This window comes from Hylemonella gracilis ATCC 19624 (genome assembly GCF_000211835.1).
GTDB classification, from domain to species: Bacteria; Pseudomonadota; Gammaproteobacteria; order Burkholderiales; family Burkholderiaceae_C; genus Hylemonella; species Hylemonella gracilis.
On sequence record NZ_AEGR01000088.1, the window covers coordinates 1 to 21,248 of the forward strand.

The following is a 21,248-nucleotide window of genomic DNA, read 5'->3' on the forward strand; positions in this document are numbered from 1 at the left end:
GCAGGCTAACTTGGGCGCATGCCCAAGTTAAACCGCGCAGCGGTGGCCGTAGCCTAAATCCTGTGCCGAATGAATCGGCGCGGACTCCACCGAACTTCAGACCTCTAGCTCCACCCCCGCCTTCTCCCGCAACACGCTCACGAAGGCCTGCGCGGAGGGCGACAGCGCTTCGCCCAAGTGCGTGATCAGGCCGTAGTCCGGCATGCGGTCGGGCAGGTCGACCTGGATGCGGGTCAGCAGTCCTTTTCTGGCGTACTCCTCCGCCAAGGAGGCGGGCTGCAGCGACAGCATGTTCGTGGTTTGCAGCAGCTCCAGCGAGAACCAGAAGGAGGGCGTCTCGACCACGCCCGACGTCGGCGTCAAGCCGATGCTGCCGAAGATGTCGTCGGTGACACGGCGCAGCGCCGTCGGTGAGGGGTACAGGATCCAGGGCCAGCGCGCCAATTCGGTCAGATCCTGGACTCGCTTGTTGCGCAAGGGATGGTCCACCCGACCGACCACCTGCAAGGGCTCGGCCGACAGGCGCTCGTAGCGGAACTGGGCCTGCTGCTCGCTGCTGGTGAAGCGTCCGATCATCAAGTCGATCTTGCGCTCCGCCAGCCACAGCGCGAGCTGGTCGCTGCTCTGTTCCAGCATCTTCAGCACAAGCAACGGCCGCAGGCGCTGAACCTCGGACACCGTGGACATCAGCAGGTGCGCCGCGCCAGAAATGGCGCCGATCGTCAGATGCCCCGCGCCGCCGTGCCGCAGCGTGTCGAACTCGCGGGCGAACTTGCGATGCCCTTCGAGCGCGCTGCTGGCGTAGTGCAAGGTGAACAGACCGAGCTCGTTGGGCGCGACACCACGCGACAGGCGATCGAACAGACGCGCGTTCAAGATGATCTCGATCTCCATCAGCATCTTGGTGGCCGCTGGCTGCGTGATGTGCATCCATTCCGACGCCAGCCGCAGATTGCGGGTCTGTCCCAGGATGTCCAGGAACTGCAAGTGCCGGAACCGCAGCCGACCAAAAGCGCGTGCGATGGAGGGCTCGGGGCTACGGGTGAACCCGGATGACTCGGTGGTATTCATAACGTTATGGAATGACTTTCTACAGAAATTTCAGTGGACCGTGTCTGCTGTCTTCCCTAATCTCGCGCTCGCCCTGAGACCGCCGTGCCACTCGTGCTTGCCGCCGAGCGACCCGCTGCCCAGGACATATTCCAATCATCAGGAGACAAGCATGAAATTCAGATCCGTCATCGTGGCGGCGTTGGCGCTCGGCCTGGCGGCCGGTTCGGTGTCCGCGCAAGTCAGGGAGCACGTATTCAAGATTGGCATAGGCTTGAGCGAGGACCACCCGCAAGGCGTGGCGCTCAACCATTTCGCCAAACTCTTGTCCGAGCGCAGCGGCGGCAAGATGACCGCCAAGGTGTACGCGAGTGGCGCCCTGGGCAACGACATCACCATGACCTCGGCCTTGCGTGCCGGCATCCAGGAAATGACGGTGCCCGATGCGTCCACGCTGATGTCCCTGGTCAAGCCCTTCGGCGCGCTCAACCTGCCCATGCTGCTCAACAGCGAGCAGGAGGCCGATGCCTTGCTGGACGGCCCCTTCGGCCAGAAGCTGCTGGCCCAGTTGCCGGAGAAAGGCCTGATCGGTTTTGCCTTCTGGGAGAACGGCTTCCGTCACGTCACCAACTCGCGCCGCGCCATCAACACGGCCGCTGATCTGGAAGGCCTGAAGCTGCGCGTGATCCAAAGCCCGCTCTTCCTCGACACCTTCACCGCCCTGGGCGTCAACGCCACGCCCATGCCTTTCCCCGAGGTCTACACGGCCATGGAGCAGAAGGCGGTCGATGGTCAGGAGAACCCCACGCCGACCATCCTGGCCAGCAAGTTCTACGAGGTGCAGAAGTACCTGGCCCTGACGCGCCACATGTACAGCGCCTGGGTGCTGCTGATGTCCAAGAAGACCTGGGACGGGCTCTCGCCGCAGGAGCAAAAGATCGTGCGTGACAGCGCGCTGGACGCGACCCAGTTCGAGCGCAAGACCATCCGCGAATTCAGCGAGAAGGCGCTGGCCCAGCTCAAGAGCAATGGCATGACCGTGACCGAGCTCAGCCCGGCCGAACAGGCCAAGCTGCGCGCCAAGCTCGCGCCGGTGGTCGCCAAGTACGGCCAGGATTTTGGCGACGCCTTCCAGGATTTGAACGCCGAGCTGGCCAAGATTCGCAAGAAATAAACGACCGCATGGCTCAATCACCCAGCCGTCCGTTCCGCTCGCGGGATTGGTTCGCCGACCCGCAGCGCTCGGACATGACCGCGCTCTACCTGGAGCGCTTCATGAACTACGGGCTGACTCCGGAGGAATTGCGTTCCGGCCGGCCCATCATCGGCATCGCGCAGACGGGCAGTGACCTGTCGCCGTGCAACCGCATCCATCTGGAGCTGGCGCGCCGCGTGCGCGATGGCATCCGGGATGCCGGTGGCATTCCGATGGAGTTCCCCGTTCATCCGATTTTCGAGAACTGCCGCCGGCCCACCGCCGCGCTGGACCGCAACCTGGCCTACCTGGGCCTGGTCGAAATCCTCTACGGCTACCCCATAGACGCCGTTGTGCTGACGACCGGTTGCGACAAGACCACGCCCGCCGGCATCATGGCCGCCTGCACCGTGGACATCCCCGCCATCGTGCTCTCGGGCGGCCCCATGCTCGACGGCTGGCACGAGGGCGAGTTGGTGGGCTCGGGCACGGTGATCTGGCGCAGCCGCCGCCAACTGGCCGCGGGCCAGATCGACGAGGAAGAGTTTCTGCAGCGCGCCTGCAGCAGCGCGCCGTCGGCCGGGCACTGCAACACCATGGGCACGGCCTCGACCATGAACGCCGTGGCCGAGGCGCTTGGGCTGTCGCTGACGGGCTGCGCGGCCATTCCCGCGCCCTACCGCGAGCGCGGCCAGATGGCCTACGAAACCGGGCGGCGCATCGTCGAGATGGCGTATGAAGACCTGCGGCCCTCGCGCATCCTCACACGCGAGAGCTTTCTCAACGCGCTCTCGGTGGTCAGCTGCGCCGGTGGCTCCAGCAACGCGCAGGTTCACATCATGGCCATGGCGCGCCACGCCCAGGTCCGACTGGAGCCGGACGACTGGACCACGCAGGCCTATGACCTGCCGCTGCTGCTGGACATGCAGCCGGCTGGCCGCTTCCTGGGCGAGCGCTTCTTCCGCGCCGGCGGCGTGCCCGCGCTGATGTGGGAACTGCTGCAAGCAGGGCGCCTGCATGGCGATTGCCTGACCGTCACCGGGCGCAGCATGGCCGACAACCTGGAAGGCCGCGAGGCGAAAGACCGCGAGGTGATCCGTCCGTTCGCGCAGCCGCTGATGGACAAGGCCGGTTTCCTGGTACTGCGCGGCAACCTCTTCGACTTCGGGATCATGAAGACTTCGGTGATTTCCGAGCGCTTTCGTGCGCGTTACCTGAGCAGGCCGGGCCAAGAGGGCGTGTTCGAGGCGCGTGCCGTGGTGTTCGAGGGGGGCGAGGACTACCACGCGCGCATCAACGATCCGGGGCTCGGCATCGACGAGGACTGCATCCTGGTCATGCGCGGCGCGGGCCCGCTGGGCTGGCCGGGTTCGGCCGAGGTGGTCAACATGCAACCGCCCGATGCCTTGATCCAGCGCGGCGTCAGCGCCTTGCCGACCTTGGGCGATGGCCGTCAGTCCGGTACCTCGGACAGCCCGTCCATCCTCAACGTCTCGCCCGAGAGCGCGGCAGGGGGTGGCCTGCGCTGGCTGCAAAGCGGTGATCTGATCCGCGTCGACCTGAACCAGGGGCGTTGCGATGCCCTGGTGTCGCCCGAGGAGATCGCGCGCCGTCTGCGCGAACTGCCCGCGCCTCCGATACCCCCGAGTCACTCACCCTGGGAAGCCCTGTATCGGGAAAAAACCGGTCAGCTCGACCAGGGCGCCACGCTGGATTTCGCGCTGGAGTTCCAGCGCATTTTCCAGCGCACGCCGAGACACAACCATTGAGGACCCCCATGACTTCGACTTCCAAATTCCAAGACCCCGCGTCCATCCTGCCCGAGGACGGCCTGGCCGGCACCCTGGTGGGGCGCGTCTGGGTGCCGGGCCCGAGCGCCGGCCCCGCCATCGTCGCCTTGCGCCCCGAAGGGGTCTTTGACCTCAGCCGTGCTTATCCCACCATGAGCACGCTGCTGGACGTGGACCAGCCCGCCCAGGCCGTGCGTGGCACCCCCGGGCAGCGCCTGTGCAGCGTGGACGAGCTGCTGGCCAACAGCCTGCCCGGCACGCGAGACGTGCGCCGCCCCTGGCTGCTGGCGCCCTGTGACCTGCAAGCCGTCAAGGCCAGCGGTGTGACCTTCGCGTCCAGCCTGATCGAACGCGTCATCGAGGAACAGGCGCGTGGTGATGCCAGCCTGGCCAATGAGCTGCGCACCCAGGTGGTGTCGTTGATCGGGGGCGACCTGTCGGAAATCAAACCCGGCTCGCCCGAAGCCATGGAACTGAAGGCGCTGCTGCAAAAGAAGGGCCTTTGGTCGCAGTATCTGGAGGTGGGCATCGGCCCGGACGTGGAGGTCTTCACCAAGACCCAGGCCATGGCCTCGGTAGGCTGCGGCGACGACATTGGCATCCGCTCCGATTCCTCCTGGAACAACCCCGAGCCCGAGGTCGTGCTGGCGATCAACAGCAGCGGCGTCATCGTGGGCGCGACCCTGGGCAACGACGTCAATCTGCGCGACATCGAAGGCCGCAGCGCGCTGCTGCTGGGCAAGTCCAAGGACAACAACGCGTCCTGCGCCATCGGCCCTTTCATCCGCCTGTTCGACGCAGGCTACACCCTGGACGACGTGCGCCAGGAAACCGTGCACCTGCATGTGATCGGCGAAGACAACTTCGAGCTGCGCGGCATCAACCTCATGAGCCGCATCAGCCGTGACCCGGCCGACATCGTCGCCCAGACCGTGGCCATGCACCAGTATCCCGATGGCTTCATGCTCTTCCTCGGCACGCTGTTCGCCCCCATCGAAGACCGCGATCGGCCGGGCGGAGGGTTCACCCACAAGCTGGGCGACCTGGTGACCATCCGCAGTCCCCGCCTTGGCGCCCTGGTCAATCGCGTCACGCATTGCGAGACCGCGCCGCCCTGGCGCTTTGGCCTGCGCGCCCTGATCGGCAACCTGGCCGGTCGTGGTCTGCTGCAAGACGCCGTGCTCTAGGAGGACCTCATGTTGAATGCCCTGCTTGACAGAAGCTGCCGCGTCCTGAACCTCACCATCGCCCTGGCCCTGGCCATCATGGTGGTGCTGGTGTTCGGCAACGTGGTGCTGCGCTACGTTTTCAACTCCGGCATCGCCGTCAGCGAGGAGATGTCGCGCTGGCTCTTCGTCTGGATCACCTTCCTCGGTGGCATCGCCGCCATCCACGAAAACGCCCACCTCGGCACCGACATGCTGGTGTCGCGCCTCTCGGCGAACGGCAAGAAGGTCTGTTACGTGGCCGGCCACTTGATCATGCTGTATGTCACCTGGTTGTGCCTCAAGGGCAGCTGGCAGCAGACCCTGCTCAACGCCGACATGAGCGCCCCCGTGACCGGTTTGTCCATGGCGATGTTCTATGCATCCGGCGTGGTGTTCGCGGTCTGCGCCGGCGTGCTGCTGTTGTTGCGCTTGCTTCGCGCCCTGGCGGGCAAGACCGAGGAGCAGGAGCTGGTGATGAGCACCGAGTCCGAGGAATCGATCGCGTCCGTGGGCGTGAAGAAAGCTTGAAACCATGACGATTTTCATTTTTCTCGGCAGCTTGCTCGGCGCCATGGCGCTGGGCATGCCGATCGCCTACGCACTGCTGGCCAGCGGCGTCGCCCTGATGCTGCACCTGGACATGTTCGACGCGCAGATCCTCGCGCAGAACTTCGTCAACGGCGCCGACAGTTTTCCGCTGCTGGCCGTGCCCTTCTTCATGCTCGCGGGCGAAGTCATGAACACGGGTGGCCTGTCGCGGCGCATCGTCAATCTGGCGATGGCTTTGGTGGGCCACGTGCGCGGCGGCTTGGGTTACGTGACGATCCTGGCGGGCTGCCTGCTGTCTTCGCTCTCGGGCTCGGCCGTTGCCGACGCGGCGGCCTTGACGGCCTTGCTGCTGCCGATGATGACGGCGGCGGGCCATTCCAAGCAATCGGCCGGCGGCCTGATTTCGGCCACGGCCGTGATCGGCCCCATCATCCCGCCCAGCATCGGCTTCGTGATCTTCGGCGTCTCCGCCAATCTGTCGATCGGCAAACTCTTCATCGCGGGCATCTTCCCCGGCATCATGATCGGCTTGGGCCTGGCGCTCACCTGGTGGCTGATGTGTCGCAACGGCACGCTACAGCCGCCGCCCAGGAAGATGCGCGGGGAGGTCTGGACCGCCGCGCGCGAGGCGGTCTGGGCCTTGATGCTCCCGCTGATCATCATCGTCGGGCTGCGCATGGGCGTGTTCACGCCGACCGAGTCCGCCGTGGTTGCCGCTGTCTATGCCCTGTTCGTCGCCACGGTCATCTACCGCGAGCTCTCGCTCAAGGCCTTGGTGCCGGTGTTCGTGAACGCGGCCAAGACCTCGGCCGTGGTGATGTTCCTGGTGGCCGCGGCCATGGTGTCATCCTGGTTGATCACCGTGGCCAACATCCCCCAGCAATTGGTGGCCCTGCTCGAACCCTTCATGGGCAACCAGACCCTGTTGCTGCTGGCCATCATGGTGCTGGTCATGGCCGTCGGCACGGCGATGGACATGACGCCCACCATCCTGATCATGACCCCGGTGCTGATGCCGGTGATCAAGGCGGCTGGCATCGATCCGATCTACTTCGGCGTCCTCTTCATCATCAACAACTCCATCGGCCTGGTCACCCCGCCGGTGGGCACGGTGCTGAACGTCGTGGCGGGCGTGGGCCGCATGAAGATGGACGACATCTTCAAGGGCGTGCTGCCCTTCATGTGGGCGGAGTTCGGCGTGCTGCTGATCATGACGCTCTTTCCCCAGACCGTGATCTGGCCCGCGCGTTTCCTGATGGGAGGCTAGCGCCCCACAGTTGCCCCAGGCGTAGGAGGGACATCCCGCCCGGGCTTGAGCCACTGATTCGGGTTGTGCCCGCTAGAAAATGACAACGCGCCCGGGAGGGCGCGTGGTGGGGACGGGGTGAGCCAGCCGTGCTTACTTCTGGCTCAGCACCCAGGCTGCCAGCTTCTTGGCCTCGGCTTCGCTGACTTGCGGGTTCGCCGGCATGGGCACCTGACCCCAGACGCCAGAGCCGCCCTTCATGATCTTGGTGGCCAGCATGGCGGCGGCATTCTTGTCGCCGGCGTACTTCTTGGCCACGTCCTTGTAGGCGGGGCCGACCACTTTCACGGCGATCTGGTGGCAGGCCATGCAGTTCTTGGATTGGGCCAGGGCCAAGTCGGCTTGGGCGCCCGTGCTGAAGGCGGCGAGGGTGGCGGTGATGAACAGGGCGGGCAGGATGGGTTTCATGGAATTCCTCATGAGAGTCGGGACAGGGTTGAGAGGATAATGGCCGGCTGAATTCTAAGGTGCCCGATGCCCAAAGGCCCTTGAAATCCATGCTGCAGGGCAGCATGGATTTCGGACGGGGCCACTGGCACGCCGTTGGCCCCTCATTGCCCCCTTTGTCCTTCTTTGCCCTCGTTTGTTCGATCTCATCGCAGAGTTTCTATGCCCGCATACCGTTCGCTGACATCCACCGCCGGCCGCAACATGGCCGGCGCCCGTTCTCTTTGGCGCGCCACCGGCATGAAGGATGGCGACTTCAGCAAACCCATCATCGCCGTCGTCAACAGCTTCACGCAGTTCGTGCCCGGCCATGTCCACCTGAAGGACCTGGGCCAGCTCGTGGCGCGTGAGATCGAGGCCGCGGGCGGCGTGGCCAAGGAATTCAACACCATCGCGGTCGATGACGGCATCGCCATGGGCCATGACGGCATGCTGTACTCCCTGCCCAGCCGCGACATCATCGCGGACTCGGTGGAATACATGGTCAACGCGCACTGCGCCGATGCCATGGTGTGCATTTCCAACTGCGACAAGATCACGCCCGGCATGCTGATGGCCGCCATGCGCTTGAACATCCCCGTGGTGTTCGTCTCGGGCGGACCGATGGAAGCCGGCAAGGTGCGCCTGGCGGTGCCCGGCACCCAGACCATCCAAATCAAGAAACTGGACCTGATCGACGCCATGGTCATGGCCGCCGACGACAAGGTCAGTGACGCCGATCTGGCCGAGGTGGAGCGCTCCGCCTGCCCGACCTGCGGTTCCTGCTCGGGCATGTTCACCGCCAACTCCATGAACTGCCTGACCGAGGCCCTGGGTCTGTCCCTGCCGGGCAACGGCACCGTGGTCGCCACCCACGCCGACCGCGAACAGCTGTTCAAGCGCGCGGGCCACCTGGTGGTGGAGCTTTGCAAGCGCTATTACGAGCAGGACGACGAGACCGTCCTGCCGCGTTCCATGGGTTTCAAGGCCTTCGAGAACGCGATCACGCTGGACATCGCCATGGGCGGTTCGACCAACACCATCCTGCACCTGTTGGCCGTGGCTCAGGAGGCGCACATCGATTTCACGATGGATGACATCGACCGTCTCTCGCGCAGCGTGCCGCAGCTCTGCAAGGTCGCGCCCAACACCAACAAGTACCACATCGAGGACGTGCACCGCGCGGGCGGCATCATGGCCATCCTGGGCGAGCTGGACCGCGCGGGCAAGCTGCACACCGACGTGCCCACCGTGCACAGCAAGACCCTCAAGCACGCGCTTGACGAGTGGGACATCATGCGCAAGCCGTCCGAGGCCGTGAAGACCTTCTACATGGCCGGGCCCGCGGGCATCCCAACCCAGGTGGCGTTCAGCCAATCCACGCGCTGGCCCAGCCTGGACACCGACCGCGCCGAGGGCTGCATCCGCGCCTATGACCACGCCTTCTCGAAGGAAGGCGGCCTGGCCGTGCTCTTCGGCAACATCGCCCAGAACGGCTGCGTGGTGAAGACCGCCGGTGTCGATGACAGCCTGCTGGTCTTTGAAGGCCCGGCCCATGTGGTCGAATCGCAGGACGAAGCGGTGGAGCACATCCTGGGTGACCAGGTGAAGGCGGGTGATGTGGTCGTCGTGCGCTACGAAGGCCCCAAGGGCGGCCCTGGCATGCAGGAAATGCTCTACCCCACGAGTTACATCAAGTCCAAGGGCCTGGGCAAGGCTTGCGCCTTGCTGACCGATGGACGCTTCTCGGGCGGCACCTCGGGCCTGTCCATCGGCCACTGCTCGCCCGAGGCGGCGGCGGGCGGCGCGATCGGCCTGGTGAAGAACGGTGACCGCATCCGCATCGACATTCCCAACCGCGGCATCAACGTGCTGGTCAGCGACGAGGAACTGGCCAAGCGCCGCGCCGAGCAGGACCAGAAGGGCTGGAAGCCCGCCAAGCCCCGCCCGCGCAAGGTCTCGGCCGCGCTCAAGGCCTACGCGCTGCTGGCCATGTCGGCGGACAAGGGCGCGGTGCGTGATCTGTCACTGTTGGGAGACTGAAGGCGGAGCCTGTGCCCGCGGGCTATTTGGGATTTGCTGGATTGGGCGGTAGTAGGGAGTGCCGCATTGAATTAGATTGACTAAGGAGGATGTATAGATGAAAAGCGTGTTTTTGTTGTTGCTGCTTTCTATTTGTCAGTTTGCAGTTGCTGGCAAAGTGGAAGATATGGAGTCAGCCTTGGCGTTGGGCGACATTGAGCGAGCCAGAGCTAAAGTCGAGGCCATGTATAAGGACAGAAAATATGTCATGGGGCCAGAGGCCGCCAATCTCAGTGGCTACAGTCAGCTGGTAGATATATTCAGCGCGGTCGGTGAATTTAACGCCAACAGCGAAAAATTCGAACGATCAAGGCAGCTGTCGGATTTCAGTCCAGTTGAATTCTCTTACCAGGCGCTTGGATCAAAGACTGAAGGCAAGAAGTCGTTTGCAGTGTCCAAAAAGACAATCGTCCTGCTGAATCTCAAACTAACTGATGCTGATCGAAAAATGAAATCGGCAAGAGCGACTAAGTCAGAGTTAGAGGTTGCGCAAGCTGAGCAAAATAGGATTGCAGAAGAAAAGCGACGAGCAGAATTCGCTGAAAGGCAAGCGGCTCTTCAGGCCGCGCAAGAGCAACGCAGGCAGGAACTCCAGGCGCAGCGTCTTGCCAACGAGAAAGAAACGGATGCAAGGCAGAAGGAATGCGGGGGAGACTATGGGACGCCTCGCGTTGGAATGTCGTTGGAGCGTGCAAAGTATTGCGTCGGAGATCTCAGATTAAAAGGTCAAGTCAATCGGTCTGATGGTGTTGTGTCCACATACTGGGCGGGCAAGGTGTACCTTCATGTCATGAATGGGAAAGTTGTTTCGTGGGGAGATCTACGGTAAGTTGGGCCAACTATTTGAACCCGTCCAGTGTTTGCTAGGCACGGGCGCATCGGCGTGGTATTTCGCGGCACTACATCTTCAACTGTTTACAGGTGAATGCAGGCATGGAATAAAGCCGGAATAGGCGAGGCTGAGTTGGGATTGACGTGAAATAAGGGCGCCTTATGGCGCCCTTATTTTTTCCGGATTCCCTGTTGTCTCTCAGCGCAGGCTCTTCAACTTGTCTTCGAGCTTGTCCTTTGCCTTGGACTTGAACCGGTTTTCCTCGGCTTTGAGTTTCTGATTCAGTTCGCTTTCCAGCTTGGCGCGCGCCGCGTCGAGCTTGTCGGCGTCGCCCAGCGCGGTCGACAGGGTGCCGGTTTGGTCGAAACCGTCGAGTTTCTGTTTCAACGGCGCGAGGGCTTGGTCCACTTCCGCGTTGAAGCGGTTGCGCAGTTCGCCGTTGAACTTCGCGACCTGCGCGGCCACGTAGGCCCGCAGCCGGGCGTTCAGGATGGGCTCCAGATTGCTGCGCAGGCGGGTGGAGGTTCGCCCACCTTGCGGGCCTCTTTCCTGGGTGTAGTCCAGCTCAAGGGTGAGCAGATCAATCTGGGTCAGCACCGCGCTCAGCATGCGTTCCATGTCCTGCCCGACGCTGCCGGGTTTCAGCCTCAGACCCACGTTACGCCCCTCGATGCGCAGCGCCAACGACAGGTTCTGCGGGGTGTCGGTCAGCGTGGCGCGGATATCCGCCTTGCCGTCCAGGCCCGCCAGGTATGTGTGGTCCACGCCTTGGGACAAGCCTTGCAGCGGTGACTGGCGCAGGGTCAGCTGGATGTTGGAGTTCAGCCCTTCCTTGGCGCCTGACATCGAGCCGCGCAGCGTGGCGACGTCCGCCTTGCTTTGCGCGTCGCGGAAGTCCACGTTCAGCAGCAGGGGCTTGTAGGACAGATCAGAGCTGGCGTTGAGCACGGTGCCCGACAGCGTGGCCGAACCGTGCGAACCCGACAGGTCGATTTGACCGATGTAGACCGAGGGCAGGGCGCCCGCGCGCACGAAATCCACCGTGGTGCCATGGGCGCGTTCGCGCTGCACGACCTTCACTTCGGCGGTCTGTTTCTGTTCGGGCAGGTAGCCCTTGAACTTCTCGTAATAGCCCAGGTACTGGCGTGCGCTGTCCACCAGCGAATCGCCGAGCAGGGCGGACAGCAGATTGCTGGCGCTGAACACATCGCCTTGCGGGTCGATCAGCAGGTCCTTCAGCTTGGACTCGCGCAGTTCGTTGACTTGTGCGTAAGCCGTGCGCAGTTCCGCCAAGTCCGTTTGCAGGTCCTGGCGGGCTTGCTTCAAGACATCTTGTTTGCCTTGGACCTGCTGCCGCGCGTTCTTCACGGTGTCCAGGTCCTTGCGCAGCTGAGCCAGGTCCTCCGGCAACTTGTACTTGCGGCGGGCGATGGCCTGGATCTCGTCCGAGGTCGTCTGCAGCTCTCCAAGATTCGTCACCGCGGGCAGGCGCTGCTTCCAGAGGTCTGATCGCGCCTGGACCTTGGCTTCCAACTCCTTGCCCAAGCGCACGGCGGGGATGTCCTCGGGCTGACCGATCTTGCTGGCGATGGCCTTGTAGTCAATGCCCTTGGCGTAGGCTTCGAGGGATTCCAGCGTGCCACCCGAGGCGGGCGCGGTGCTGGTCGCCTTGCGGTCCTGCGCGGGCAGGGCGCCGGATTGGGTGCGGTCGGTGCCCAAGCGCAGGTCCTGGATCGCCATGCGCGTGACCACGAACTTGCCCACCGACAGGGGGTTGGGTTGGAGCGTGAACTCCGTGGCCCCGATCTCGAACAGGTTCTTCATCGGCGCGTCAGCGTCGGTCCACTGAATGCCGCGTGTCTTGACCGAGGTGTCGAGCAGGCTGAAGTCGAAACTGCCGATCTCCACCTTGGCCCCGTTCATGGCGGTGAAAGAGGCTTCCAGACCGCGCTTGACGAGGCGGTCGAAGAAGAGCAGGTAGCCGCCGACCAGCAGCATCGTGATCAAGGCAAAGGGAATGAGGGCCGAGAAGCGGAAGAAGCGGACTTTCTTCGGCGTCACCGCCTTGTCCTGGGCACGGGGAGTGGTGGTGCTCATCGTCCGCTCCCGTACACGAAGCCATAGGCCTTGGCGCCCCAGACATAGAAGCGCGACATCGAGAACCAACGGTAAAAGCGCGAGCGCAGGATGATCGCCTGCCACGAGCTGCGGTAGCGCCGCACCGCGAACGCGATCAGCCAGGCGATCGGGACGAGCAGCAACAGCGATGCGACCAGCGAGCCCAGCACCAGTGTGTTGTTGAGCCGCGTGAACACCACGAAGGGGGCGTTGAAGAACGCCGTCCAGAAGGGGGTCAAGCCGTCCAGGTCCACCAGCAGCAGATGGCCCAGCCGGTCGAACACGCCGTCCAGGGCATAACCCAGCGGGGACATGAGTACCATGCCCAGCAAACCCGCGGAGAAACTGACGTTGATGACGCAGAGCAGCAAGAGCACGAGCAGGTTGTGCGGGCTGCTCAAGGGCGTGAGTGCGATGACGCTGCCCAGCGCGAAACCGAAGCCGATCTGCATCGGCCGCTCCTCGCTGTGCAGCAGTTTGACGACCTTGTGGGCGAAGTCGAGGACGAACATGGGACGGATTTTCCTGGCGGCAAGAAGGCCCGGATGTTAACTGCCCCGCTTGACGCAAGCCCATTTTCCCGGTCAGGCTTGGGCGCAAGATCCGGGGCGCGGGCGGGCACCTCAAATGCGCTGACAATACCGGCCATGTTGCTCGCACCCCAAATCGATCCCATCGCCGTGCAGATCGGCCCGCTGGCCGTGCATTGGTACGGCCTCATGTACCTGGTGGCTTTTGGCCTGTTCTACGCGCTGGCGCGTTTGCGCCTGCGGCATCCCGCCTATGCGGCCGTCGGCGGCAAAGCCGCGGGCAAGAAGGGGACCAATGACTGGTTGCCCCGCGATGTCGAGGACATCCTTTTCTATGGCGTTCTGGGTGTCATTCTGGGCGGGCGGATCGGCTACTGCCTGTTCTACAAGCCGGCGTACTACCTGGCGCACCCGCTGGAGATCTTCGCCGTCTGGCAAGGTGGCATGAGCTTCCATGGCGGATTGATCGGCGTGTTGCTGGCCATGGTCTGGTTCGCGCGCTCGCGCCAGCGGCCCTGGTTGCAGGTGATGGACCTGATCGCCCCCTGCGTGCCGACGGGCTTGGCGGCCGGGCGCCTGGGCAACTTCATCAATGGGGAGTTGTGGGGGCGCGCCGCCTCCGCGGATCTGCCCTGGGCCATGGCGTTCCCCCAGAGCGGCTCCTTGCTGCCGCGCCATCCCTCGCAGCTCTACCAGTTCCTGCTGGAGGGCTTGCTGCTGTTCGTGCTGCTGTGGCTGTATGCGCGCGGCCCGCGCAAGACGGGGCAGGTCAGCGGCGCCTTTCTGCTTGGATACGGCGTGCTGCGCTTCGTCGCCGAGTATTTCCGCGAGCCGGACGACTTCCTGGGCTTGCTGGCCTTGGGCATGAGCATGGGCCAGTGGCTTTGCCTGCCGATGATTGTCGGGGGCGCGGCCTTGTGGGGCTGGGCGGGGCGTCAGCCACAGCGGTCTTGAGGACGCGGAGGTCGCTGAGGTCGCGGGGATTGCCGGGGTTCCGGTGATCCTGGGCTGGAGGGCAGGGTTCGCACGGGTTTCATAATTACGCATAATTATGGAAAATCAAGGCGAAATCCACACCGTGTTCGTTGAGCCTGAAACTGAGTCAGAACCTGAGTCCGAACCCGACCGAACCCATGCGCCTCGTCCACAAATCACTGCATGTCCAGGTCGCTGACACCCTGCGGCAGGACATCTTCGCGGGCTCCCTGGCGCCCGGCAGCTTCGTGGACGAAGTGGCCTTGTGCGAGCGCTTGGAGATCTCGCGCACGCCCTTGCGCGAGGCGCTCAAGGTCTTGACCGCCGAGGGCCTGGTCAGGCATGAGCCGCGCCGAGGCTGTTTCGTCAATGAAGTCACCGAGCGCGACCTTGACGAGATCTTCCCCGTCATCGCCTTGCTCGAAGGCCGTTGCGCCCACGAAGCCGCCCTGCGCGCCAGCGACGCCGATCTGGCCGCGCTGGAGACCCTGCACGAGCAGCTGCAGAAGGCCGCGCGCGGCAAGCGCATCGTCGACTACTACGACATCAACTACACCATCCATGAGGCCATCATCACCTTGGCCGACAACCGCTGGTTGGCCCAAGTCATCGGCGATCTGCGCAAGATCCTCAAGCTCGCGCGCTTGCAGCAGTTGCATGCGCCGGGCCGTTTGACCCAGAGTCTGAGTGAGCACCTGGCCGTCTTCGCCGCCCTCAAGGCACGCGATGCCGAGGGGGCCGAGGCGGCCATGCGCACCCACCTGACACGCCAGCGCGAGGCGCTGCGCGAACTCGCGCGTCAACAGAACCGGAGATTGGCATGAACGCCGCCAGCTGGATCAGCCGCCAAGTCACTCGCCTGCTGCCCGTGACGCGGCAGGGGATGCCGCCGGGGCGCTCCGCGGCGCTGCGCGCCGGGGCCGGGCCGGTTTCGCCACTTTCACCGGCCGAGTCCGCGCAGGCCGAGCGACCGACCCGCGAGCGCTTGACCGCCAATCTGCGCCACAAGGCCGAAGCCATGTCGCCGCGCATGTTGCGCCGCACGTTGGACGAGCTCAAGGCCATCATCGATCCGCAGATCAGCGAGGTGGAGGGAGGGCGCCGGGCGCAGGTGCTGATACAGCGCTACCTGCGGGCGACGCTCGGACGGCGGCGCGACATGTGGCTGTTGATGAGCGAGATGTTCACGGCCGACCCCGAGAAGGTCCGTTCCGCGCAGGCCAAGTTCGCCGCCGCCGTCGGCACGCCCGACGAGGCCGCCGCCGAGGTGCAGTACCGCCGCGCCACGGTGTCGCCACGGCGGCGCCTGCTGCAGCGCTTCAGCGTCTTGCCCGAGGGCATCCGCTTCCTGGTGGATCTGCGCGCCGAAATGCAGACCGCGCTCAAGCAGGACAAGCGCCTGCAGGCTCTGGACGTGGAGATGGAGTACATGTTCTCCACCTGGTTCGACGTGGGCTTTCTGGAGCTGCGCCGCATCAGCTGGGACTCTCCGGCCTCCCTGGTGGAAAAGCTGATCAAGTACGAGGCCGTGCACGACATCCGCAGTTGGGACGATGTGAAGAACCGGCTGGATTCCGACCGCCGCTGTTATGGATTTTTCCACCCGCGCCTGCCCGACGAGCCGCTGATCTTCGTCGAGGTGGCGCTGATCGACCACATGGCCGATAGCATCACGCCGCTGTTGGACGAGAAGGCCGCCGCCGCCGACCTGGAAAAGGCCACTTGGGCCATCTTCTACTCCATCAGCAACACGCAGAACGGCTTGCGCGGGGTGAGCTTTGGCGACTCGCTGATCAAGCGCGTGGTCGAAACCCTGAGCGCCGAGTTCCCCCGCCTCAAGCATTTCTCCACCCTTTCGCCCATCCCTGGTCTGCGCAAATGGCTGGGGCAGAACGCCCAGCGCATGCTGGCGCTCACGCCCGAGAAGGAACAGAGTGAACTGGGTCGCGCGGCCGGTTTCGAGCCGCCCACCGCCGCCCATGTGCTGCGGGCCTTGGAGCATGTGACGTCGCTGGACGCGCGCTCGCCCTTGCGGCGCTGGCTGCTGCAATGCGCCGCGCACTACCTGGGGCGCGAGCTAATCGATGGCAAGCCTGCGGACCCCGTGGCGCGCTTTCACCTGGGCAATGGCGCGCGCGTCGAGCGCCTGAACTGGCTGGGCGATCCCTCGGCCAAGGGCTTGCAGCAGTCCTACGGCCTGATGGTGAACTATCTGTACGATCTCAAGCGACTTGATCGCAACCGGTCCCAGCTTGCCGAGGGCAAGATCGCCGTGGCTGGAGCCATCGAAGAACTGCAGTTCCGAATGCAGTGATCCACCGCGTGGATCTTCATTTCAACAAGAGGAGACAAGCATGAACGACACCACCCTGAGTGGTTTGAACCGACGCAGCGTGCTGCGTTATGCCGCCGTGGGCTTGGCCGCGGGACCGCTGCTGGGCCATGCCCAGTCGAAGGACTGGCCCAGCAAGCCCGTCACCCTGGTCGTGCCATTCCCCGCAGGTGGCGGCACCGATGCCTTCGCGCGGCCCCTGTCGGCGGCCTTCGCCAAAGTCACCGGCCAACAGCTCGTGATCGACAACCGCGGCGGCGCCGGGGGCACGCTGGGCGCCAGCATCGCGGCCAAGGCCGCCCCGGATGGCTACACCCTGTTCATGGGTGCGGTGCACCATGCCATCGCGCCGGCCATGTACCCCAAGCTGGACTACGACATCGAGAAGGACTTCGTGCCCCTGGTCTTGGTGGCCACGGTGCCGCAAGTGCTCGTGGTGAACCCGCAGAAAGTGCCCGAGAGCGACTTCAAGTCCTTCCTCGCACGCGTGCTCAAGAACCCCGACAAGCTGAACTACGCCTCGGCCGGTGGCGGTACCTCGCACCACCTGGCGGGTGAGCTGTTCAAGCAGCAGACGGGCGCCGCCATCACCCACATTCCCTATCGCGGCTCTGGCCCTGCCTTGCAAGACCTGATCGCGGGCAATGTGGACATGATGTTCGATGGCCTGGGTTCTTCGGCGACCCACATCCAGAGCGGTCGGGTCAAGGCCCTGATGGTCGCTGGCGCCAAGCGCAACGCGGCCTTCCCCGAGGTGCCTTGCGCGGCCGAGGTCGGTCTGCCCGAGTACACGGTGCAGACCTGGTACGGCATCTGGGCGCCCAAGGGCACGCCCGCTGCGGCGCAGACGCGCGCGGTGGAAGCCATCCGCGCGGCGGGCGCCACGCCCGACGCTCAGGCCGTCTGGGCCAAGCAGGGCGCGGAGTTCAGCCCGTTCACGCAGCGCCAGTTTGGCCAGTTCGTGAGTTCCGAAGTCAAGCGCTGGGCCCAAGTGGTCAAGCTCTCGGGGGCCAAGCTCGACTGATGAGTGGACGTGTTTGCCTGACGCGCCAGGGCGTGATGGCCCTGGTCACGCTGGACCATCCCGGCAAGTTCAACGCCATGTCGCGCGCGATGTGGCGTGAACTGCGCGCGGTCTTCACGAGCTTGCAGGCCGAGGCCCCGGAAGGCGCGCCACGCTGCGTGGTTCTGCGGGGCCAGGGCGGTCATTTCTGCGCGGGCGGCGACATCTCTGAATACCCGGATTACCGCTTCGACGAGGCCAGTCTGGCGGCTTTCCACGAAGACGAGGTCTGGGGCGGCTTGCAGGCCGTGCTCGACTGCGACCTGCCCGTGATCGCCCAGATCGAGGGCCACTGCATGGGCGCCGGCGTGGAGATCGCGAGCGCCTGCGACATCCGCGTCGCGGGCGCCTCGGCCCGTTTCGGCGCACCCATCGCCAAGCTGGGATTCCCCATGGCGCCGCGCGAGGCGGCGCTCGTGGCCCACGCCGCCGGACAAGCCACGGCGCGCGAAATGCTCTTGGAAGCCGCCGTGCTCGATGCCGCCGAGATGAAGGCACGGGGCTTTCTGCAGCGCGTTTTGGACGATGCGGACGTGGCGGACCATGCCATGCAGAGCGCCCTGCGCATCGCCCAACTCGCGCCCCGAGCAGCCCGCTTGAACAAGCAGACTTTGCGCGCGCTCGCGCTCGCGCTGGGCCTAGGGGCCGATGCCTTGGTGGCCGGTGCCTATGCTTACGCCCCCAGCGCGGAGCACCGCGAAGGCGTCGCCGCGTTCAACGACAAACGCAAGCCCAAATTTTGATCCACCACTTCCACCCAAGTTCGACCATGAGCCTCGATCACAACCTCTACAACGCATTGCGCGCCGCCTTCCCCACCGACCTGGACAGCCCCGCGATCGAGACCGATGCGGGCGCGCAGGGCCAGGCGCTGGTCTATTCGTGGCGTGACCTGGACCGCGCCAGCGCCATGATGGCCAATCTGCTGGCCTCGCTGGAACTGCCGCCGGGCTCGCGCATCGCCGTGCAGGTGGAAAAATCCGTCGAGGCCTTGGCGCTCTACCTGGCCACCTTGCGCGCGGGACATGTCTACCTGCCGCTGAACACGGCCTACCAAAGCGGCGAAATGGCCTACTTCATTGGCAACGCCGAACCCGCCGTGGTGGTTTGCACGCCGGGCAATTTCGGCTGGGTTAGCAAGCTGGCTTTCCAGGCGGGTGTGTCCCATGTCTACACCCTGGGGGACGACCGCAGCGGCTCTCTGTTGGAGCGCGCCGTGCACCACAGCGACCGGCATCAGCCGGTGCCCCGCGCGCCCGACGATCTGGCCGCGATCCTCTACACCAGCGGCACCACCGGCCGCAGCAAGGGGGCCATGCTCACGCACGGCAACCTGCTGTCCAACGCAAGGGTGTTGAAGGAGTACTGGGGCTGGCGGACTACCGGCGGGCCTGAAGGCCGGGGCGATGTGCTGATCCATACCCTGCCCATCTTTCATGTCCACGGCCTCTTCGTCGCCGTGCATGGCGCGCTGCTCAATGGCAGCAAGATGCTCTGGTACAGCCGCTTCGATCCGAAGAAGATCATCGCCCGCCTGCCCGAGGCGACGGTGTTCATGGGCGTGCCCACGCTCTACGTGCGCATGCTGGCCGAGCCTTCCTTGACGCGCGACGCGGCGCGCAACATGCGCTTGTTCGTCAGCGGCTCCGCCCCCTTGCTGATCGAGACCTTCAACGAGTGGCGCGAGCGTACCGGCCACACCATCCTGGAGCGCTACGGCATGAGCGAGACCGTGATGCTGACCTCCAACCCCTACGCTCCCGATGCGCGCTATCAAAACCAGAGCGAACGTCGTGGCGGCACCGTCGGATTCCCCCTGCCCGGGGTGGAGCTGCGCGTCTCTGGCGACGATGGCGTGGCGCTGCCGACCGGAGACATCGGCGGCATCCAGGTGCGCGGTCCGGGGGTGTTCCAGGGCTATTGGCGCATGCCCGAGAAAACTGCGGAAGAGTTCACGCGGGACTCCCAGGGTCAGTCATGGTTCAAGACCGGCGACGTGGGCAAGGTGGACGAGCGGGGCTACGTCACCATCGTGGGCCGTGCCAAGGACCTGATCATCAGCGGCGGCTACAACGTCTACCCGGCCGAGGTCGAGAGTTATCTGAACGATCTGCCCGGCGTGATGGAAAGCGCCGTGGTGGGCGTGCCCCACCCGGACTTCGGCGAGGTCGGCGTGGCCGTGGTGACGGCCAAGCCAGGCGCGACGCTGTCGGCCGAGGACTTGATCGCCACCCTCAAGACCAAGCTGGCCGGCTACAAGATCCCCAAGCGCTGCTTCGTGGCCACCGAGCTGCCGCGCAACGCCATGGGCAAGGTGCAAAAGAATGTGCTGCGGGAGCAGCACAAGGGACTGTTCGCCTAAGCACTGGCGACGGGGAGCGCGCTCATCCTTCGATGGCGCGCTCACTCACGTGCCGCTTTAGCGCAATACGAGCACCGGCACGGCCGAGTGCGTCAGCACCTGTTGGGTTTCGCTGCCCAGCAGCAGGCGCTTGAGGCCCTTGCGGCCGTGCGAGGCCATGACGATCAGGCTGATCTTTTGTTTCTTCGCGGTGGCGATGATGGCTTCGCTCACCAACTCGGCCTTCACAACCTGCCCCTTGGCCTGCACGCCCTTGGCGCTGGCGGACTTCACCACGGCATCCACCACGGCCTGCGCTTGCGTGGTCCATTGCTTCTCGATCTTGGCGATGTCGCTGGAGGGCAGCATCAGGCCGCCTTCGTAGTACGACTGCGGATAGCGTGGCACGACCTTGAGCGCGACGAGTTCCGCGCCGCTGAGTTTGGCCAGCGCGATGGCGTGGCTCACGGCTTTTTTCGAAAGGGTGCTGCCATCGGTGGCAACGAGGATGCGCTGGTACATGAGAGCTCCTTGTGGTTTGTCGGAAAACGACCCGGCCATTTTGGATCGCATTGGCCCGTTTGAGTGCATCCTGGGTGCGTTTTCAGCCTCTCTTTTTGATCTGGCGCAAGCTTCTTTCAGTACCGGTGCTGCCAATAGCGTGGATCGGCCACCCGTTCACAGCGCAGTTGCTCGGGCTGCTCGGAGCGCCAAGTCGCCGCGCCGCAGCGGGGGCTGTCGTGCACGGTGATGCCGCGCGCGCCGTAACGGGCCATCACCTCAGGTGCCGGGTGACCATAGCGGTTGCGATAACCGGCCTGGACCAAGGCGATGCGCGGCGCGACGGCGTCGAGGAAGACGTCGGAACTGGAGGTCTTGCTGCCATGGTGGGGCACCAGCAGCAAGTCCGCCGCCAGCCAGCCGGGCTCTTGCGCCGCCTGGGCCGCGAGACGCGCTTCCTGCACTTTTTCAATGTCGCCGACGAGCAAGGCCGTGCGGGGGCGCGTGCCCTGTGGCGCGGCGGCGCGCACGCGCAGCACGCAGGAGACGGTGTTGGCGCGCGGGGTGCGCCCGGCGATCAGACCGTAATCCGCCGCCTGCGGGTGCAGGATGTCGAAGCGCACGCCGTCCCATTCCCACGATTGCCCGGCCTCGCACCGCAAGGCCTGACGGCCGGCCCGTAGTTCGTGCGCCGGATCGAGCGAACTCAGCAACACGGCCCGAGGGTGAGCGCTCAAGACGGCGGCCGCGCCGCCCGCATGGTCCGTGTCGCGGTGGCTCAACAGCAGCGCGTCCAGCCGCACGCCGAGCGCGCGCAGCAGGGGCACGAGCACGCGCTCTCCCGCGTCGCTTTCATTGGTGTAGCGAGGGCCTGCGTCGTAGAGGATGGCGTGTCGCGCGGGGCGCACCAGCACCGCCTGGCCCTGGCCAACGTCCGCCGCGAGCAGTTC

Annotated in this window: 19 protein-coding genes; 13 read left to right on the forward strand and 6 right to left on the reverse strand. The window is 64.9% G+C overall.

Features of this window, described 5'->3' with window-relative positions; all coding sequences use genetic code 11:
- Positions 1–96: 96 nt before the first annotated feature.
- Entirely contained in the window at positions 97–1,071 is a 975-nt protein-coding gene (locus HGR_RS13635; protein ID WP_006298881.1) for a LysR family transcriptional regulator, read from the reverse strand.
- Between the two features lie 151 nt (positions 1,072–1,222).
- Here HGR_RS13635 and HGR_RS13640 point away from each other — a divergent pair, with 151 nt between their 5' ends.
- The 5 genes from HGR_RS13640 to HGR_RS13660 are packed head-to-tail and all read left to right on the forward strand — an operon-like array spanning position 1,223 to position 7,059.
- The gene (locus tag HGR_RS13640) at positions 1,223–2,224 is read left to right on the forward strand and encodes a TRAP transporter substrate-binding protein (protein ID WP_006298882.1); all 1,002 of its coding nucleotides are present in this window, start codon (positions 1,223–1,225) and stop codon (positions 2,222–2,224) included.
- An 8-nt stretch (positions 2,225–2,232) separates the two neighbouring features.
- Positions 2,233–4,014 (forward strand): IlvD/Edd family dehydratase, encoded by a 1,782-nt coding sequence (locus tag HGR_RS13645; protein WP_006298883.1) that lies wholly within the window; start codon positions 2,233–2,235, stop codon positions 4,012–4,014.
- Positions 4,015–4,022: 8 nt separating this feature from the next.
- Complete coding sequence (locus HGR_RS13650) at positions 4,023–5,222, forward strand: fumarylacetoacetate hydrolase family protein (RefSeq protein ID WP_006298884.1); 1,200 nt, start codon at positions 4,023–4,025, stop codon at positions 5,220–5,222.
- A gap of 9 nt (positions 5,223–5,231) precedes the next feature.
- Positions 5,232–5,771: a TRAP transporter small permease gene (locus tag HGR_RS13655; RefSeq protein WP_006298885.1), complete on the forward strand. Its 540-nt coding sequence runs from the start codon at positions 5,232–5,234 to the stop codon at positions 5,769–5,771.
- A 4-nt stretch (positions 5,772–5,775) separates the two neighbouring features.
- Entirely contained in the window at positions 5,776–7,059 is a 1,284-nt protein-coding gene (locus HGR_RS13660) for a TRAP transporter large permease (RefSeq protein ID WP_006298886.1), read from the forward strand.
- Between the two features lie 132 nt (positions 7,060–7,191).
- On the opposite strand, the gene HGR_RS13665 is transcribed toward HGR_RS13660, so the two are convergent.
- Positions 7,192–7,506: a c-type cytochrome gene (locus HGR_RS13665; RefSeq protein WP_006298887.1), complete on the reverse strand. Its 315-nt coding sequence runs from the start codon at positions 7,504–7,506 to the stop codon at positions 7,192–7,194.
- 201 nt (positions 7,507–7,707) lie between these two features.
- Here HGR_RS13665 and ilvD point away from each other — a divergent pair, with 201 nt between their 5' ends.
- Entirely contained in the window at positions 7,708–9,567 is a 1,860-nt protein-coding gene (gene ilvD / locus HGR_RS13670) for a dihydroxy-acid dehydratase (protein WP_006298888.1), read from the forward strand.
- Between the two features lie 97 nt (positions 9,568–9,664).
- On the forward strand, positions 9,665–10,435 hold the full coding sequence (locus tag HGR_RS13675; RefSeq protein WP_006298889.1) for a hypothetical protein: 771 nt from the start codon (positions 9,665–9,667) through the stop codon (positions 10,433–10,435).
- A 201-nt stretch (positions 10,436–10,636) separates the two neighbouring features.
- Here HGR_RS13675 and HGR_RS13680 read toward each other — a convergent pair whose 3' ends face one another.
- Together HGR_RS13680 and HGR_RS13685 are read right to left on the reverse strand one after the other, a co-directional pair.
- Complete coding sequence (locus HGR_RS13680) at positions 10,637–12,535, reverse strand: TIGR03545 family protein (protein ID WP_006298890.1); 1,899 nt, start codon at positions 12,533–12,535, stop codon at positions 10,637–10,639.
- Complete coding sequence (locus tag HGR_RS13685; RefSeq protein ID WP_006298891.1) at positions 12,532–13,068, reverse strand: TIGR03546 family protein; 537 nt, start codon at positions 13,066–13,068, stop codon at positions 12,532–12,534. Before HGR_RS13685 ends, HGR_RS13680 begins: the two co-directional genes overlap by 4 nt.
- A gap of 135 nt (positions 13,069–13,203) precedes the next feature.
- Here HGR_RS13685 and lgt point away from each other — a divergent pair, with 135 nt between their 5' ends.
- The 6 genes from lgt to HGR_RS13715 all read left to right on the forward strand — a co-directional run bounded on the left by lgt (position 13,204) and on the right by HGR_RS13715 (position 19,818).
- A complete protein-coding gene (gene lgt / locus HGR_RS13690; RefSeq protein ID WP_006298892.1) occupies positions 13,204–14,040 on the forward strand; it encodes a prolipoprotein diacylglyceryl transferase in 837 nt (278 codons plus the stop codon).
- A 179-nt stretch (positions 14,041–14,219) separates the two neighbouring features.
- On the forward strand, positions 14,220–14,885 hold the full coding sequence (locus HGR_RS13695) for a GntR family transcriptional regulator (protein WP_006298893.1): 666 nt from the start codon (positions 14,220–14,222) through the stop codon (positions 14,883–14,885).
- Positions 14,882–16,375, forward strand: coding sequence for a malonyl-CoA decarboxylase (locus tag HGR_RS13700; RefSeq protein ID WP_006298894.1), 1,494 nt, complete (start codon positions 14,882–14,884; stop codon positions 16,373–16,375). Before HGR_RS13695 ends, HGR_RS13700 begins: the two co-directional genes overlap by 4 nt.
- A 40-nt stretch (positions 16,376–16,415) precedes the next feature.
- On the forward strand, positions 16,416–17,417 hold the full coding sequence (locus HGR_RS13705; RefSeq protein ID WP_006298895.1) for a Bug family tripartite tricarboxylate transporter substrate binding protein: 1,002 nt from the start codon (positions 16,416–16,418) through the stop codon (positions 17,415–17,417).
- Positions 17,417–18,199, forward strand: a complete 783-nt coding sequence (locus HGR_RS13710; protein ID WP_006298896.1) for an enoyl-CoA hydratase/isomerase family protein — start codon at positions 17,417–17,419, stop codon at positions 18,197–18,199. The genes HGR_RS13705 and HGR_RS13710 overlap by 1 nt, the downstream gene beginning before the upstream one ends.
- A gap of 26 nt (positions 18,200–18,225) precedes the next feature.
- Complete coding sequence (locus HGR_RS13715; RefSeq protein WP_006298897.1) at positions 18,226–19,818, forward strand: malonate--CoA ligase; 1,593 nt, start codon at positions 18,226–18,228, stop codon at positions 19,816–19,818.
- A gap of 57 nt (positions 19,819–19,875) precedes the next feature.
- Here the strand turns inward: HGR_RS13715 and HGR_RS13720 are convergent, their stop codons facing one another.
- Both HGR_RS13720 and HGR_RS13725 read right to left on the reverse strand, forming a co-directional pair.
- Positions 19,876–20,319, reverse strand: coding sequence for a universal stress protein (locus HGR_RS13720; RefSeq protein WP_006298898.1), 444 nt, complete (start codon positions 20,317–20,319; stop codon positions 19,876–19,878).
- Positions 20,320–20,435: 116 nt separating this feature from the next.
- The coding region (locus HGR_RS13725) for a ComEC/Rec2 family competence protein (RefSeq protein WP_006298899.1) at positions 20,436–21,248 on the reverse strand (813 nt) is incomplete at its 5' end.